This is a genomic window from Modestobacter versicolor (assembly GCF_014195485.1).
Taxonomy (GTDB): domain Bacteria; phylum Actinomycetota; class Actinomycetes; order Mycobacteriales; family Geodermatophilaceae; genus Modestobacter; species Modestobacter versicolor.
Map to the genome: position 1 here is coordinate 73,257 of NZ_JACIBU010000002.1, position 17,094 is coordinate 90,350.

At 73.4% G+C, this 17,094-nt stretch carries 12 protein-coding genes; 3 read left to right on the forward strand and 9 right to left on the reverse strand.

Translation table 11 applies throughout. The features are described from left to right. Positions 1-69 precede the first annotated feature (69 nt). Positions 70-4,665 (forward strand): ATP-dependent helicase, encoded by a 4,596-nt coding sequence (locus FHX36_RS20380; protein ID WP_183514281.1) that lies wholly within the window; start codon positions 70-72, stop codon positions 4,663-4,665. 48 nt (positions 4,666-4,713) lie between these two features. Here FHX36_RS20380 and FHX36_RS20385 read toward each other — a convergent pair whose 3' ends face one another. Further along, positions 4,714-5,292 carry an antibiotic biosynthesis monooxygenase gene (locus FHX36_RS20385; protein ID WP_110554196.1) on the reverse strand — a complete coding sequence of 193 codons (579 nt, stop codon included), beginning with the start codon at positions 5,290-5,292 and terminating at the stop codon, positions 4,714-4,716. A gap of 211 nt (positions 5,293-5,503) precedes the next feature. On the opposite strand from FHX36_RS20385, the gene FHX36_RS20390 reads away from it, so the two are divergent. Further along, entirely contained in the window at positions 5,504-6,355 is an 852-nt protein-coding gene (locus tag FHX36_RS20390) for a DNA-formamidopyrimidine glycosylase family protein (protein ID WP_183514282.1), read from the forward strand. A gap of 61 nt (positions 6,356-6,416) precedes the next feature. After that, positions 6,417-7,268, forward strand: coding sequence for a DNA-formamidopyrimidine glycosylase family protein (locus tag FHX36_RS20395; RefSeq protein WP_110552845.1), 852 nt, complete (start codon positions 6,417-6,419; stop codon positions 7,266-7,268). 101 nt (positions 7,269-7,369) lie between these two features. Here the strand turns inward: FHX36_RS20395 and FHX36_RS20400 are convergent, their stop codons facing one another. The 8 genes from FHX36_RS20400 to FHX36_RS23190 form a co-directional block, all read right to left on the reverse strand. Continuing rightward, positions 7,370-8,212, reverse strand: coding sequence for a PspA/IM30 family protein (locus FHX36_RS20400; RefSeq protein ID WP_110552844.1), 843 nt, complete (start codon positions 8,210-8,212; stop codon positions 7,370-7,372). A gap of 130 nt (positions 8,213-8,342) precedes the next feature. After that, on the reverse strand, positions 8,343-9,971 hold the full coding sequence (pgi, locus tag FHX36_RS20405) for a glucose-6-phosphate isomerase (protein WP_110552843.1): 1,629 nt from the start codon (positions 9,969-9,971) through the stop codon (positions 8,343-8,345). 125 nt (positions 9,972-10,096) lie between these two features. Continuing rightward, entirely contained in the window at positions 10,097-11,383 is a 1,287-nt protein-coding gene (locus FHX36_RS20410; RefSeq protein ID WP_110552842.1) for an ABC transporter ATP-binding protein, read from the reverse strand. Positions 11,384-11,425: 42 nt separating this feature from the next. Continuing rightward, positions 11,426-12,259, reverse strand: a complete 834-nt coding sequence (locus FHX36_RS20415) for a carbohydrate ABC transporter permease (RefSeq protein WP_110552841.1) — start codon at positions 12,257-12,259, stop codon at positions 11,426-11,428. After that, entirely contained in the window at positions 12,259-13,221 is a 963-nt protein-coding gene (locus FHX36_RS20420) for a carbohydrate ABC transporter permease (RefSeq protein ID WP_110552840.1), read from the reverse strand. Before FHX36_RS20420 ends, FHX36_RS20415 begins: the two co-directional genes overlap by 1 nt. Before the next feature lie 73 nt (positions 13,222-13,294). Continuing rightward, the gene (locus FHX36_RS20425; protein WP_110552839.1) at positions 13,295-14,533 is read right to left on the reverse strand and encodes an extracellular solute-binding protein; all 1,239 of its coding nucleotides are present in this window, start codon (positions 14,531-14,533) and stop codon (positions 13,295-13,297) included. Positions 14,534-14,747: 214 nt separating this feature from the next. After that, positions 14,748-15,977, reverse strand: coding sequence for a DUF4032 domain-containing protein (locus FHX36_RS20430; RefSeq protein WP_110552838.1), 1,230 nt, complete (start codon positions 15,975-15,977; stop codon positions 14,748-14,750). A gap of 150 nt (positions 15,978-16,127) precedes the next feature. Continuing rightward, complete coding sequence (locus FHX36_RS23190; protein WP_246407233.1) at positions 16,128-16,916, reverse strand: TetR/AcrR family transcriptional regulator; 789 nt, start codon at positions 16,914-16,916, stop codon at positions 16,128-16,130. Between the last annotated feature and the right edge of the window lie 178 nt (positions 16,917-17,094).

Genomic DNA, 17,094 nt, shown 5'->3' on the forward strand with positions numbered 1-17,094 from the left:
TCATGTCGACAGGTCGACCCCGCGGCTGCTCCCCGGCGAACTGTCGTACCCGCGTGGACACTGGACGGCGTGTCGGCCCTCGAGCGGTTCTCCGCGCCCACCCAGGCGTGGTTCACCGGCGCCTTCGAGCAGCCGACCCCGGCCCAGGACGGCGCCTGGTCGGCGATCAGCAGCGGTGAGCACGCGCTGGTCGTCGCCCCCACCGGATCGGGCAAGACGCTGGCAGCCTTCCTCTGGTCGCTGGACCGGCTGGCCGCCACCCCGCCGCCGGAGGACCCGCTGGCCCGCTGCCGGGTCCTCTACGTCTCCCCGCTCAAGGCGCTGGCCGTCGACGTCGAGCGCAACCTCCGGGCGCCGCTGACCGGCATCGGCCAGGCCGCGGCCCGGCTCGGCCTCCCCCGCCCGGAGATCACCGTCGGGGTCCGGTCCGGCGACACCCCCGCCGACGAGCGCCGGCTGTTCGCCCGCCGACCGCCGGACATCCTGATCACCACGCCGGAGTCGCTGTTCCTGCTGCTCACCAGCCAGGCGCGCGAGGCGCTGCGCGGGGTCGAGACGGTCATCCTCGACGAGGTGCACGCGGTGTGCGGCACCAAGCGCGGCGCCCACCTGGCCGTGTCGCTGGACCGGCTCGACGAGCTGCTGGAGCGCCCGGCGCAGCGGGTCGGGCTGTCGGCCACGGTGCGCCCGCTCGAGGAGGTCTCGACCTTCCTGGCCGGTGGCCGCCCGGTGCAGGTGGTCGCCCCGCCGTCGGTCAAGCAGTGGGACCTGTCGGTCGTCGTCCCGGTCGAGGACATGAGCCAGCTCGGCCAGCCGACCGGTGAGCTGGAGGGGTCGGCGGCGGGCAACCAGCCGCGGACGTCGATCTGGCCGGCGGTCGAGGAGCGGGTGCTCGACCTCATCGAGTCCCACCGCAGCACCATCGTGTTCGCCAACTCCCGCCGGCTGGCCGAGCGGCTCACCAGCCGGCTCAACGAGCTCGCCTACGAGCGGGCCACCGGCGAGCCGATGCCGCACGGGGCGAACCCGGCCGAGCTGATGGCCCAGGCCGGCTCCGGCGGCGGGCTGCCCCCGGAGGTCAAGCCGGTCGCCTCCGCCCACCACGGCTCGGTGTCCCGGGAGCAGCGGGCGGTGGTCGAGGAGGCGCTCAAGTCCGGCCAGCTGCCCGCCGTCGTCGCCACCTCATCGCTGGAGCTGGGCATCGACATGGGCGCGGTCGACCTGGTGGTCCAGGTCGAGTCGCCGCCGAACGTCGCCGCCGGGCTCCAGCGCGTCGGCCGGGCCGGCCACCAGGTCGGCGCGGTCAGCGAGGGCGTGATCTTCCCGAAGTTCCGCGGCGACCTGGTGCAGAGCGCCGTGGTCGCCGAGCGGATGCGGGCCGGGGCGATCGAGTCCACCCGCTACCTGCGCAACCCGCTCGACGTGCTGGCCCAGCAGATCGTCGCGATGGTCTCCGAGCGGCCGCGCACGGTCGACGACGTCGCCGCGGTGCTCCGCCGCTCCGCCGCGTTCGCCGGGCTGCCCGACTCCGCGCTGCACGCCGTGCTCGACATGCTGGCCGGCCGGTACCCCTCCGACGCGTTCGCCGAGCTGCGCCCCCGGCTCACCTGGGACCGCGTCACCGACACCCTCACCGCCCGCGCCGGTGCCCAGCGGCTGGCGGTCACCAGCGGCGGCACCATCCCCGACCGCGGGCTGTTCGGCGTCTTCCTCGTCTCCGGCGCCGGGGAGAACGGCGGTCGCCGGGTCGGCGAGCTGGACGAGGAGATGGTCTACGAGTCGCGGGTGGGCGACGTCTTCCTGCTCGGGTCGTCGTCCTGGCGGATCGAGGAGATCACCCACGACCGGGTGCTGGTCAGCCCTGCACCCGGGCGCCCCGGCAAGATGCCGTTCTGGCACGGCGACACCCTGGGCCGCCCGCTCGAGCTGGGCCGGGCGCTGGGCGCCTTCCTCCGCGAGGTGGGCTCGGCCACCCCGGAGGCCGGCACCGAGCGGGCCCGTGCCGCCGGGCTGGACGAGTGGGGCGCGGCCAACCTCTTCGCCTACCTGGCCGAGCAGAAGGCGGCCACCGGCCACCTCCCCGACGACCGCACGCTGCTGGTCGAGCGGTTCCGCGACGAGCTCGGCGACTGGCGGCTGGTCGTCCACTCCCCCTTCGGCGCCCAGGTCAACGCCCCCTGGGCGCTGGTCCTCGCGGCCCGGCTGCGCGAGCGCTACGGCGTCGACGTCGCCTCGATGCACTCCGACGACGGCATCGTGCTGCGGCTGCCCGACACCACCGGCGAGGCACCCGAGGCCGACCTGGCCGTGCTCGACCCGGACGACGTCGAGCGCGAGGTCACCGCCGAGGTCGGCAACTCCGCGCTGTTCGCCAGCCGGTTCCGCGAGTGCGCGGCCCGCGCGCTGCTGCTCCCCCGCCGCGACCCGCGCCGCCGCACCCCGCTGTGGCAGCAGCGGCAGCGCGCCGCGCAGCTGCTCTCGGTCGCCAGCGAGTTCTCCTCCTTCCCGATCACCCTCGAGGCGGTCCGGGAGGTGCTGCAGGACGTCTACGACGTGCCCGGGCTGGTCGAGCTGATGAGCGACGTGCGCGCCCGCCGGGTGCGGGTGGTCGACGTGCAGACCCAGACCGCCTCGCCGTTCGCCCAGTCGCTGCTGTTCGGCTACGTCGGGCAGTTCATCTACGAGGGCGACGCCCCGCTGGCCGAGCGTCGGGCACAGGCGCTGGCCCTCGACACCGGCCTGCTGGCCGAGCTGCTGGGCCGCTCGGAGCTGCGCGAGCTGCTCGACGCCGACGCGATGGCCGAGGTCGAGGCCGAGCTGCAGCGGCTGCCCGAGCAGCGGCACCCGCGCGACGTCGACGGCGCCAGCGACCTGCTCCGCGGCATCGGCGACCTCACCGTGGCCGAGGCCGCGGCCCGCGGGGTGCCGGCCGCCTGGCTGGAGGAGCTGGTCGTCTCCCGCCGGGCGCTGGTGGTCCGGATCGCCGGCGAGCAGCGGTACGTCGCCATCGAGGACGCCGGCCGGCTCCGCGACGCGCTGGGCACCGCGCTGCCGGTCGGGGTGCCGGAGGTCTTCACCGAGCCGGTGGCCGACCCGCTGGGCGACCTGATCGGCCGGTTCGCCCGCACCCACGGGCCCTTCGCCCCGCCCGAGGTCGCCGCCCGGCTGGGCCTGGGCGTCGCCGTGGTCACCGCCACCGTGCAGCGGCTGGTGGGCACCGGTCGGCTGGTCACCGGCGAGTTCCGCCCCGGCGGCATCGGCCAGGAGTGGTGCGACGCGGAGGTGCTGCGCTCCGTCCGGCGGCGCTCGCTGGCCAAGCTGCGGCAGGAGGTCGAGCCGGTCCCGATCGACACCCTCGCCCGGTTCACCCCGAGCTGGCAGTCGGTCGGTGGGCGGATGCGCGGCGTCGACGGCGTGCTCGCGGTCGTCGAGCAGCTGGCCGGTGCGCTGGTGCCGGCATCCGCGCTGGAGTCGCTGGTGCTGCCGTCGCGGGTGCATGGCTACTCCCCCGCCATGCTCGACGAGCTGACCAGCGCCGGTGAGGTGCTGTGGGCCGGCGCCGGCGGGCTCTCCGGCGGCGACGGCTGGGTGACGCTCGTCCCCGCCGACCTGGCCCCGCTGCTGCTCCCCGAGCCGCCCGGCGCCGCGCAGGTCGAGGGCGGGTACGGCGCCGCGCTGCTCGACGAGCTCTCCGGCGGGCAGGCGATGTTCTTCCGCTCGCTCTCCGACCGGGTGGGCGCGACCGACGACACCGCGCTGGCCGAGGAGATCTGGGACCTCGTGTGGGCCGGCGCGCTGACCAACGACACCCTGGCCCCGCTGCGGGTCCGGTTGTCCGGCGGCGGCACCCACAAGCGCCAGCCCGCCGCTCCGCGCGCCCGGCTGGACCGCACCCGCTACGGCCGCACCCGGCTGGGCCGGCCGGCGATGCCCAGCCGCACCGGGCCGCCGGCGATGGCCGGGCGCTGGTCGCGGCTGCCCGAGCTGGAGGGCAACGCGACCAAGCGCACCACCGCCCGGGCCGAGGCGCTGCTCGAGCGGCACGGGGTGCTCACCCGCGGCGCGGTGCAGGCCGAGCAGGTCACCGGTGGCTTCTCCGCGGTCTACCCGGTGCTGCGGGCGTTCGAGGAGAACGGCCGGGCCCGCCGCGGCTACTTCGTCGAGACGCTGGGCGCCGCGCAGTTCGGCACCCCGGGCTCGATCGACCGGCTGCGGACGTTCGCCAACCCGGACCGGGTTCCTGCCGGCCCGGTCGTCCTGGCCGCCACCGACCCGGCCAACGTGTACGGCGCCGCGCTGCCGTGGCCGGAGCGCCCGGTCGCCTCCGCCGACGGGGAGGCCGTCGACTTGGGCGAGGGCACCGGCAGCCGCAAGACCGGCCACCGGGCCGGGCGCAAGGCCGGGGCGCTGGTCGTGCTGGTCGACGGGCAGCTGGTCCTCTACGTCGAGCGCGGCGGCAAGACGCTGCTGTCCTGGACGGAGGAGGAGACCGCGCTCAAGGAGGCGGCGACGGCGTTGTCCAGCGCGGTCGCCTCCGGCGCGCTCGGCCGGATGACGGTGCAGAAGGCCGACGGCGCCTCGGTGCACGAGTCCGGTCCGCTGACCGCGGCCCTGCAGGCGGCGGGGTTCTCCACCACCCCGCGCGGCCTGCGGCTGCGCGGCTGACCCGGTCGGGGAGCGGGCTCAGCGGCGCCGGGCTCAGCGGCGCCGAGCTCAGCGGCGGCGTGAGCCCTGCAGCCAGGGGCCGAGCCGCCGGCTCAGCCGCGGCATCAGGAAGCGCAGCGCGGACACCACGAAGACCGCCGACACCAGCAGCCGGGCGCCCCACGGCCACCCGCCCACGAACGGCACCGCGACCAGCTGGAAGGTCGACGTCAGGGCGAGCACCACGGCGACGGTGAGCAGCCAGCTGCGCCAGGCCGGGCCGGGCTTCGCCGGCACCGCGAAGAACGTCTCCAGGCCGACGGCGCGGGCGAACCGCTCCCGCTCGGTGAACGGGTGCACGCGCTCCAGCGCCTGCCGCCGCTCCGCCGAGCGCTCCCACCGGTTCAGCGCCTCGTCGTCGGTGAACCGGTAGACGAAGTGGTACTCGTTGCTGCCGGGGCCCGGGCGCAGCAGCGACGTGCCGAGGTTGCCCGGGAAGGTCGCCACGAGCTCCTGCACCTCGGCGGCCCAGCGCTCGTACGCCGCCTGCTGCTCGGCCGGTACGACCCGCGCCACCGTCACCGTGACCGGCTCGGCCGCCGGTTCCGGGGCCGGGGCGCTGGTGAGGCTGCGCAGTCGCGTCGACATGGTCACGGGCACGTCAGCGCCGACGGATCCCAGGCTGTTCCCGGATGTCGGCACGCTCACCATCGGTCACCCGCCCGGGGCGCCCCGCCATCGTCGGAGCGCACGGCGCAGCGCTCGTGCTCTGCTCCCCCCGGGTGAGCAGAGCACAACGGCCCACGGAAGTGGTTCGGCCGAGCGGCGGCGGACCCGGACGCCGGGGACCATGGACGGCGTGCCCGAGGGAGACACCGTCTGGCTGGCCGCCCAGCGGATGAACACCGCGCTGGCCGGCGCCACGCTGCGCCGGGGTGAGCTGCGCGTGCCGCAACTGGCCGCCGTCGACCTCACCGGCGCGACGGTCACCGAGGTCGTCCCCCGCGGCAAGCACATGCTCACCCGGTTGGCCGACGGCCGGACGCTGCGCACCCACTACCGGATGGACGGCAGCTGGCACATCTACCGGCCGGGCAGCCGGTGGCGCGGCGGGCCCGGGCACGACGTCCGCGCGGTGCTGGCCACCGACGAGTACGAGTGCGTCGGCTACCGGCTGCACGACATGCGGATCGTCCCGACCAGTGCCGAGGACGAGCTCGTCGGCCACCTCGGCCCCGACGTGCTGGGGTCCGACTGGGACCTCGACGAGGCGCTCCGCCGGCTCCGTGCCCACCCCGACGAGCAGATCGGCGTCGCTGTCCTGGACCAGCGCAACCTGGCCGGCATCGGCAACCTCTACAAGGTCGAGTCGCTCTTCCTCACCGGCGTGAACCCGTGGGCGCGGGTCGCCGACGTCCCGGACCTGCGCGCGCTGGTCGAGCGGGCGCGCACGCTGATGCTGGCCAACCGCCACCGCCCCGCGCAGAGCACCACCGGCGAGACCCGCCGGGGTCAGGACCACTGGGTCGCCGGCCGCACGGGCCGCCCGTGCCGCCGCTGCCGGACGCCGATCCTGCTCGGCGACCAGGGCCCCGACCTGCAGGAGCGGGTCACCTGGTGGTGCCCGACCTGCCAGGCCACGCCGGTGCCCGTCGACCCGCGGGCGCGCACCGGGGAGGCCGGCACCGAGCCGCGCCGCGCCCGCTGGTGAGCGGGCGGGCCCGACCGGCACCGGTCCGGCGCCGGCGCGCGCGAGCGGGGATCATGGCGGGATGCCCGAAGGAGACACCGTCTGGCTGGCCGCCAACCGGATGAACACCGCGCTGGCCGGCGCCACGCTCACCAAGGGCGAGCTGCGGGTGCCGCAGCTGGCGACCGTCGACCTCGCCGGGGCGACCGTGACCGAGGTCGTCCCCCGCGGCAAGCACATGCTCACCCGCTTCGCCGACGGTCGGACGCTGCGCACCCACTACCGGATGGACGGCAGCTGGCACATCTACCGGAAGGGCACCCCGTGGAAGGGCGGGCCCGGGCACAGCATCCGGGCCGTCCTGGCCACCGACGAGTGGGACTGCGTCGGCTACCGGCTGCACGACATCCGGATCGTCCCGACCAGCGCCGAGGACGAGCTGGTCGGCCACCTCGGCCCCGACGTGCTGGGCCCGGACTGGGACCTCGACGAGGCGCTGCGCCGGCTGCGCGCCCACCCCGACGAGCAGATCGGCGTGGCGATCCTCGACCAGCGGAACCTGGCGGGCATCGGCAACCTCTACAAGGTCGAGACGCTGTTCATGACCCGCACCCACCCGTGGACCCGGGTCGCCGACGTGCCGGACCTCCCGGGGCTGGTGGACCGGGCCCGCACGCTGATGCTGGCCAACCGCGACCGCCCCGAGCAGAGCACCACCGGCTCGACCCGGCGCGGCGAGGACCACTGGGTCTTCGGCCGCAAGGGCCGCCCGTGCCGCCGCTGCCGCACCACCATCCTGCTCGGCGACCAGGGCCCGGACACCCAGGAGCGGGTGACCTACTGGTGCCCCTCGTGCCAGGCCGCACGCAGCCCGATCGACCCGCTCGCGCGCACCGGCGAACCCGGCCACCCCGCGTCGATCGCCGCAACATGAGAAAGGACCCCGGTGCCCCCCGCCGCTCGCGAGCTCGCGGCGGGCCCCTGCACCGGGGCCGGACCGACGGCCGGCCCGCGTAGGTCGGCCGTCGGTCTCGTTCAGGCGGGGTCGGGCCGCTCGGCCGGCTGGGCGGCCGGGGTCTCGGCGCCGAGCCCGGTCACCGGCGGGGTGCCCTGCTCGATGGCGCCGGCGGCCTGGGTGCCGCTGATCGCCTGCGTGCCGCCGCCCATCGAGGCGCGGATCTCCGCCAGCCGCGAGGCGCCGGCGACGTCGATCGTCGCCTTCTGCACCTCGAGCATGCGGCCCTCGACGGAGTTCTGCGCCAGCTCGGCCTGGCCCAGCGCGTTGGCGTAGCGAGCCTCGATCTTGTCGCGGACCTCGCCGAGCGACGGGGTGTTGCCCGGCGCGGAGAGCTCGTTGACCTGGCGCAGCGACGCGGAGACCTGCTCCTGCATCTTGGCCTGCTCCAGCTGCGACATGAGCTTGGTCCGCTCGGCCAGCGTCGACTGCAGCCGCATCCGGCTCGTCTCCACCGCGCCCTTGGCCTGCTCGGCGGCCTGGAGCGCCTCGTCGTGGCTGCGCTTGAGGTCCTCCACCGCCTGCTCGGCGCTGACCAGCTGGGTGGCGAAGGCCTGCGCGGCCTGCTCGTACTCCGACGCCTTCGCCGCGTCACCGGCCGCCCGGGTCTGGTCGGCCAGGTTCAGCGCCTGGCGCGCCGAGGACTGCAGCTTCTCGACCTCACCCAGCTGGCGGTTGAGCCGCATCTCCAGCTGGCGCTGGTTGCCCAGGACGGCGGCGGCCTGGTTGGCCAGCGCCTGGTGCCGCTGCTGCTCCGCCTCGATCGCCTGCTGGATCTGGATCTTGGGATCGGCTCGCTCGTCGATCTGTGCGTTGGCCGAGGCCGTCAGGTACTTCCACAGCTTCACGAACGGGTTCGGCATGGCTCCTCCTGGTCCGGTGCAGCCACCCGCCGGGCGGCGGGTGGGTGCGACACGGGCGACGCTGTCTCGATCATCGTCCCAGGCAGGTACCCGGTGCAGCCACCGCGCACCGTCCCCGGGAGCGCCGGGCTCAGACGGCCCGGCCGCGCAGCTTCCGGTAGTGCTGCACCAGGGCGACCGTCGAGGCGTCCTGGTCCATCTCCGGCGCCGCCTCGCTGGTCAGCGCCGGCCCGAGCTGGCGGGCCATCACCTTGCCCAGCTCCACACCCCACTGGTCGAAGGAGTCGATCTGCCAGACCGCCCCCTCGGTGAAGACGGTGTGCTCGTAGAAGGCGATCAGCTGGCCCAGCGTGGACGGCGTCAGCTCCGGTGCCAGCACGGTCGTCGACGGCCGGTTGCCCGGCATGACCTTGTGCGGGACGACGTCGGCCGGGGTGCCGTCGGCCTCGACCTCCTCGGCGGTGCGGCCGAAGGCGAGCACGGCGCTCTGCGCGAAGAGGTTGGCCATCAGCAGGTCGTGCATCTCGCCGATGTCGTGGTTGGGCTCGCCGAACCCGATGAAGTCCGCCGGGATGATCGACGTGCCCTGGTGCAGCAGCTGGTGGAAGGCGTGCTGGCCGTTGGTGCCGGGCTCGCCCCAGTAGACCTCGCCGGTCGCCGTCGTCACCGGCTGGCCGTCCCAGCGCACCGACTTGCCGTTGCTCTCCATCGTCAGCTGCTGCAGGTAGGCCGGCAGCCGGGACAGGTACTGGCTGTAGGGCAGGACGGCGTGGGTCTGCGAGCCGAAGAAGTTCGTGTACCAGACGTTGAGCAGGCCCTGCAGCAGCGGCAGGTTCTCCGCCGGGGGCGCGGTGCGGAAGTGCTCGTCGACGGCGTGGAAGCCGGCCAGCATGTCGTCGTAGCCGTCCGGCCCGATCGCGACCATCAGCGAGAGCCCGATGGCCGAGGTGAACGAGTACCGGCCACCGACCCAGTCCCAGAACCCGAACATGTTCTCGGTGTCGATGCCGAACTCGGCCACCGCGTCGGCGTTGGTGGAGACCGCCACGAAGTGCTTGGCCACCGCGGAGTCGTCGCCCAGTGCGGCCAGCAGCCAGTCGCGGGCCACGGTGGCGTTGGTCAGCGTCTCCAGGGTGGTGAAGGTCTTCGAGCAGACGATGAACAGCGTCGTCGCCGGGTCGAGGTCCCGGGTCTTCTCGTAGAAGTCGGTCGGGTCGATGTTCGACACGAACCGGAAGGTGATGTCCCGCGCGCTGTGGTCCTGCAGCGCGGTGTAGGCCATCGCCGGGCCGAGGTCCGAGCCGCCGATGCCGATGTTGACGACCGCGGTGATCCGCTCGCCCGTGTGGCCCTTCCACTCCCCCGACCGCACCCGGTCGGCGAACCCGCGCATCTTCGCGAGCACCGCGTGCACGTCGGCGGTGACGTCCTGCCCGTCGACGGTGAGCGCGACCTGCTCCGGTGCCCGCAGCGCCACGTGCAGCACGGCGCGGTCCTCGGTGGCGTTGATGTGCTCGCCGCGGAACATCGCCTCGATCCGCTGCGGCACGCCGGCCTTCTCGGCCAGCGCGACCAGCAGCCGCACCGTCTCGTCGGTGACCCGGTGCTTGGACCAGTCGACGTACAGGTCGCCGGCGGTGCCGGTCAGCCGGTGCGCGCGCTCGGGGTCCTCGGCGAACAGCTCACGCAACGTCCGGGGGGCCAGCTCGCGGTGGTGGTCGACCAGTGCGGCCCACTCGTCGGTCGCGGTGATGTCCATGCTGCCTCCAGGATCGGGCCCCGCACTGCGAGGGACTGCTTCCAGGGGACAGGTGCGCAGCTCGACCGCGGCACAAACCCCCGGGCGTGATCATGCCGGTCACGCCCGGGGGTCCTGCAGGCAGCTCAGGCAGCGCCCGCCGCGTGCGCGCCGGTCGACGGTGCCGACCGGCCGGCCGGCCCGCCGGTGGACTCCGCGATCTGCTCCTCGCGGTCCTCGGTCGCCATCCGGGTCAGCTCGGCGCCGGCCTCGGCGTCCCGGGTGAGGTTCTCGCCCGACTGGGGGTCGAAGACGTGCACCTTGCGGCTGTCCAGCCAGAACTCCGCCTCGCGCCCCTCCCGGATCCGGCTGCTGGCGTCGATCGAGACGATCGCCTGGGTGCGCAGCTCCTCGGAGTCCAGCTCCCGGGACAGCTCGCGCAGCTGGGTGGTGATCTCCTCCGGCGCCTCGTAGGGGATGTAGGCGTACTGCTGGTCGCCCAGCCACTCGGTGACGTCGACCCGCGCCCGGAAGATCGAGCCCACCGGCCGCTTGACGTCGTCGACCAGGGACGCGTCCTCGAAGTACTCCGGCCGGATGCCGACCAGCAGCAGGTCGCGCCCGGCCACGGCCTTCGCCCGGCGCTCGTCCAGCTCGATCGCGCCGAACGGGGTCGTCAGGCTCCGGCCCTCCAGCCGCGCGGGCAAGAAGTTCATCGGCGGCGAGCCGATGAACCCGGCCACGAAGAGGTTGACCGGCTGCTCGTACAGCTCGCGCGGTGAGGCGACCTGCTGGATCTTGCCCTTCCGCAGCACGCAGACCCGGTCGCCGAGGGTCATCGCCTCGGTCTGGTCGTGGGTGACGTAGACCGTGGTGATGCCCAGCCGGCGCTGCAGCCGGGCGATCTCGGTGCGCATCTGGCCGCGCAGCTTGGCGTCGAGGTTGGACAGCGGCTCGTCGAAGAGGAACGCCTCGGCCTGCCGCACGATCGCCCGCCCCATCGCGACCCGCTGCCGCTGGCCACCGGAGAGGTTGGCCGGCTTGCGCTCCAGGTGCTCGTGCAGCTCGAGGACGTCGGCCGCCTCGTTGACCCGGCGGCGCACCTCGGCGTCGTCCATCTTGGACAACCGCAGCGGGAAGGCGATGTTCTCGAACACCGTCAGGTGCGGGTAGAGCGCGTAGTTCTGGAAGACCATCGACAGGTTGCGCTCGCGGGGCGCCTGGTCGTTGACCCGCTTGCCGCCGATGACCATGTCGCCGCTGGTGATGTCCTCCAGCCCGACGATCATCCGCAGCAGGGTCGACTTACCGCAGCCGGAGGGGCCGACCAGGATCATGAACTCGCCGTCGGCGATGTCCAGGCTGACGTCGTTCACCGCCGGGAAGCCGTCGCCGTACTGCTTGACGATGTGCTTCATCTCGATCTCGGCCATCAGTTCTTCCCCCTCGGGAGGTCGGTTCGGGTGCGCACGGGGTCAGCCCTTCACAGCGCCGTTGGTGAGGCCGGCGACGATGCGCCGCTGGAACAGCAGGACCAGGGCGACGACCGGGATCGTCACGATCACCGCGGCTGCGGCGATCGCCCCGGTCGGGTCCTCGAACTGCGAGGCGCCGGAGAACAGGCCCAGCGCGGCCGGCACCGGGCGGGCGGCGCTGGTGGAGGTCAGCGAGATGCCGTAGACGAAGTCGTTCCAGGCGATGAAGAACGCGATGATCGCCGTGGTGAAGACACCCGGGGCGGCCAGCGGGACGATCACCTTGCGGAACGCCTGCCACGTCGTCGCGCCGTCGACCTGGGCGGCCTGCTCCATCTCCCAGGGGATCTCGCGGAAGAACGCCGACATGGTCCAGATCGAGATCGGCAGGGTCAGCGACAGGTACGGGATGATCAGCCCCGGCCAGGTGTCGTAGAGGCCGATGTTGCGCCACAGGTTGAACAGCGGCGTGACGATCGAGATGACGGGGAAGATCGCCACGCCCAGCGCGGTGCCGAGGATGAACTTCTTGCCGGGGAAGTCCAGCCGGGCGATCGCGTAGGCGGCGAACATCGCCAGCACGCAGGAGATGAACGTCGCGATCAGGCAGATCCCGAACGAGTTCCGCAGCGCCGGCAGGAAGAGGTCACCGCCTCCCCCGGTGAAGATCCCCTTGTAGTTCTCCGAGGTGGCGTCGGTGGGCAGGAACTGGCCGTTGGCCAGGTCACCGGGTGCCTTGAACGACAGCGACACGATCCAGGCGACCGGGAAGAGCGCGTAGACGACGATCAGGACCCCGGCGACGATCCACCAGTTCTTCTCCTTGCGGGACATCAGCGCTCACCCCTCGCCTGGGCCAGGTCGACCTTGAAGCCCTTGATGAACAACGCGGCGATCCCCACCACGACGAGGAAGAGCAGCACGCTGACCGCCGACCCCAGCCCGATCTCCAGCCGGGAGATGGTCTGGCGGTAGGCCAGGAACGACACCGTCTCGGTGTTGTTGGCCCCCGCCGTCATCACGAAGATGCTGTCGAACACCCGGAAGGCGTCCAGGGTGCGGAACAGCAGCGCGACCATGATCGCGGCCTTCATGTTCGGCAGCGTCACCTTGCGCAGCCGCTGCCACCAGGTGGCGCCGTCGACCTTCGCCGCCTCCTGCAGCACCTCGGGCACCTGGGCCAGACCGGCCAGCAGGAGCAGCGAGATGAACGGCGTGGTCTTCCAGATCTCGGCCACGCAGACGACGAACAGCGCCGACCACTGACCGCCGAACCAGTCGGTGTCGGCCCCGATGCCGGGCAGCCAGCCGAACCAGGAGTTCACGAACCCGGTGTCGATGGCGAAGGCGAACCGCCAGGCGAACGCCGAGACCACGGTGATGACGGCGTACGGGATGAGGATCGCCGCCCGCAGCACCGGCCGGATCGCCGCCAGCGCCTTGGCCATCACGAACGCCAGCGCGAAGCCGAGCACCAGCTCTACCGCGACGGTGACGACGGTGATGAACACCGTGACGCCGATCGAGATCCACCAGGTGGAGTCGGTGAGGATGACCCCGTAGTTCGACAGCCCGGTGAACGACCGGTTCTCCGGGTCGGTGAGCCGGTAGTCGAACAGCGAGTCGTACACCGCCTGCAGGATCGGGTAGGCGGTCACCAGCAGCATGACCACCAGGGCCGGCCCGGCCAGCAGCCAGCCGAGCTTGCGCTCGCTGCGGGCCCGGTCGCTCGTGGTGCCCGCCGGTGCGGAGACCGGCGCCGCCTTCTGGGTCGGTGGGAGCGTCGTGGTGCTCACTTCAACTCCTCGCTGGCGCTCGTCGTCCGCGTTCGCGGAGCTGCTGTGCCCATCGGTCCGCTCGCGAGCTCGCTCACAGCAACTGCTCCTTCCGGAGGACCGCGGTGATGAAGTCGGTGGCCGACTCCGGAGTCGACTCCGGGTCCACCGAACCGGTGGGGTGGTACTCGCGCTGCAGCCCGCCGGAGACCTCGCTGTAGTACGGCGTCTGCGGCCGTGGGGCGGCCTGCTCCAGCGACTGCTGGATCACCGGGGCCATCGGGAACTCCTCGAGCACCGCCGGGTCGTCGTAGACCGCGGTGTCCGAGGCCGGGTTGCCGTTGGTCACGAAGTAGTACGCCTGGTTCTCCGTCGAGGTGATGCACTCGGTGGCCTCGAAGGCGAAGTCGACGTTCTCGCTGAAGGCGCCGACGCCGAGGTTGATCCCGCCGTACGGCGGGGCGCTCTCGGTGCCCTCGTCGACCTGCGGGTAGACCGCCCAGCCGTAGTCGTCGACGGTCGCCTGCTCCATCGACCCCTCCTCGACCTTGCCGAGGGCGCGGGGGTAGACGAACGGGTAGTTGACCATGAAGCCGCCGTCCTCCCCCTCGAAGCCGGTGGCGGTGGAGTCCTCGTTCGCGGTCGACAGCGCGGGGCCGGTCTGGCCGCTGTCGGAGATCGCCCGCATCACCTCGGTGGCCCGCACCCCGGCCTCGGAGGTGAGCCCCAGCTGGATCTGCTCGGGGTCGGTGGAGTTCTCCGCGATGATCGAGCCACCGGCGGACTCGATGAGCGCGTTGAACCAGACGGTGAGCGCCTCGGCGCGGATGCCCTGCACCCCGATGAGCGCGTCCTGGTCCTGGGCCGCGGCGATGATCTCGTCCCAGGTGACCGGCTGGCTCATGTCCAGCCCGGCGGCCTCGGCGACCGACTCGCGGTACCAGAGGATCTGGGTGTTGGCCCAGAACGGGACGGCGACCAGCTCGTCGTCCCAGGTGGAGCCCTCGATGGCGCTCTCGACGACGTCCTCGGTGACCCGCTCGGCGACGTCCTCGGGCACCGGGGCCAGGAAGCCGGCCTGGGCGAACTCCGGGATGAAGGGCGGGTCCAGGCTCATGATGTCGATCGAGGCGTCGTTGGCCGCGAGCCGGCGGATCAGCTGCTCGCGCTGGCCGGTCGCCTCGCGCGGCAGCGTCGCCGTGGCGATCCGGTAGCGGCCCTCCGCCGCCTCGGTGCACCGGCTGGCGATCTCGGCCTGCCCGCCCGCGTCGGGGTTGATGTACCAGGTGAGCGTCGGGACACCACCCTCGTCGCTCCCGCACGCTGCGAGCATCGAGCTGAGGACCGCGACCGCGGCGGCGCCGGCCAGGCCTCGCCGCCGTCTCCGCCGTGGTCCGAGTGGTCCGGGACTGCTCGCCTTCGGCACGCCGACCGCCTCCGTTGCCGAGCAGCGACACCGTCGTCGCCGCGGACCTCGGAGAGTGGCCCAGCCCACAGGTAGTGTCAAACGGAGCGTGATCTTGCGTTGACCTGCCCGTAGGAACCGCTCAGGAGCGGTCGGCGATCACCGACGGGGTGGTCAGCTCCGACGGCGTCCGGGGCAGCTCGTGCTGGACGTAGGAGCGTGCCGCCGTCCAGGTGCCGACGTCGAAACCGGCCTGCTCGGACAGGAACCAGCGGTGCTCGAGCACCTCGTGGAACACCTCGGCGGGCTCCAGCCGGCCGGCCAGCTCGGCCGGGACGGTGGCCACCACCGGCTGGTAGACCTCGCTCAGCCAGCGCCGCCCCGCCACCTCCTCGGCCACCGGTCCGCCGCTGCGCTGCTCCAGGTAGGCCCGGTAGGACCGCAGGTCGTTGAGCAGCCGCTGGGCCTGCTTCTCCTGCACCTCCAGGCCGGTCAGCCGGAACAGCTCGTGCCGGTGCTGCCCGGGTTCGGCGACCCGGGTCTCCACCCGCAGGCGCGCGCCGTCGGCGGAGGTGACCAGCTCGATCTCGCCGACGTCGAAGCCCAGGTCGTTGATCCGCTGCAGCCGCTCGGCGACCTTCCGCGCCTGCTCGTCGAGGCGGAAGACCTCCTCGCGGGTCACCTCGTCCCACAGCGCCTCGTAGCGGCCGGCCAGGCTGTCGGCGACCTCGATCGGGTCGATGTCCGGCGGCAGCAGCTCACCGGCCTGCAGGTCCATCAGCTCGGCACCGACCCGCTCCCGGGCGAGGTCGACGTCGTAGGCCCGCAGCCGGGGCGAGAGCGCGGGGTGCCGCTCGGCGGTCTCGGCGTCGACGAGGTAGGCGGTGAACGTGCCCGCGCTGGGCCGGAAGAGGGTGTTGGACAGCGAGCAGTCGCCCCAGTAGACGCCGGCCAGGTGCAGCCGGACCAGCAGCTGGACGAGGGTGTCCAGCAGCCGGTCAGGCGAGTGGGTGGCCCGCGGCCCGGAGAACACGTAGCGGTAGGACATCGAGTACTCGAGGTACCGGGTCACCAGGATGGCGTCCTGGTCGCCGGGCCGGTCCACGCAGATGCCCAGCACCGACACCGACGGCAGCCCCTCGCCCTCGAACTCCGCGAGCAGCGCGTACTCGTGCCGGGCCAGCGGCTCGGCGATCTCCTTGAGGGCGTAGACCCGGCCCTCGGAGACGGTGAACCGGACGACGTGCCGCGAGATGCCGCGCTGGGGCACCTCGAGCAGCAGCTCCGGGTCCCACTCCTCCAGCGGCTGGTCCCAGGGCAGCGAGAGCAGCCCGGCGGCCTCGGCGGCCGGTGGTCGGAAGAGGTACCGCATCAAGGGCTCCGGAGGTCGGTCCGCCCGGGTCCGTCGACGCGGACCGGGCGTGCGGTCACGATGTCACGTCGCCCGGTCGCACGGGACCCGGACGCGGAACGGCCGCCCGGCCCACCGAGGTGGTCCGGGCGGCCGCCGGGACTGCGCTGCTCAGCCGACGAGCTGCCCGGTGACGACGGCGGCCTGTGCCGCCCGCTCCGGCGCGGTGCCCGGCTGCAGCACCAGGCCGAGCAGCCAGCGGCAGACGAGCTCGGCCTCGGGCCGGCTGATCCGCAGCGCGGAGCCCAGGGTCAGCACGACGTCGCCCCAGCGGTCGGCGTCCAGGCCCATCATCTGCACCAGGACCTCGGGCTCGGTCTCGGCCAGCCGGCGCAGCACCGGGTGCGCGCCGACCTCCTCGGCCAGCGCCGGCACCGCGACGGTCAGCGGCAGCTCGGCGGCCAGGGCGGCCAGCCGGTCCAGCTCGAAGGCGATGAGCGCGGTGGCGACGTCGTCCTTGGTGCGGAAGTGGTTGTACAGCGTGGCCTTGGCGACCCCGGCCGCGGCGGCGACGTGCTGCATGGTGGTCTTCTTCAGCCCGCGCTCGGCGAAGGCGGTGCGGGCGCCGGCGAGCAGGCCGCGGCGGGTGCGGCTCATGGCCACCCCGGGGCGGGCCAGCGGGCGGCGCGGGTCGCGCGGCGCGGCGGCGGTGGGCCGCGGCGCCGGGACGGCGACGTTCAACGACGGCACCGGGGCCGTCACGTGCAGGCCCGGCGCCGGCGGCTGGAACGCCCCGGTCGGGACCGGGGTGGTGAGGTGCTGGCCCGACGCCGCGGCTGCCTCGGCAGCGGCCTTCTCGGCTGCGTCGGCCTCCAGGACGGTGACCCCACCCCGCCCGGCGGTCGGCACCGGCAGCGAGGGGTGCGGCGTCAGCGAGGAGCGGGATCCGGGGGAAGACATGGACACTTTGTGCCCTCCCGGTCGCACCGGGTCAAGGAGGTGGACACCGAGCGCACGTCGTGTCGCGCCACCAGGCCCGGGCGCAGCACCCGTCCCACCCCCGGTGACGTGCTGGAACGGCCCCGCTGCAGGGTCCCGCGCCGAGCTCGCGAGGCGTGGGGGGCAGCGGGGTCCTTCT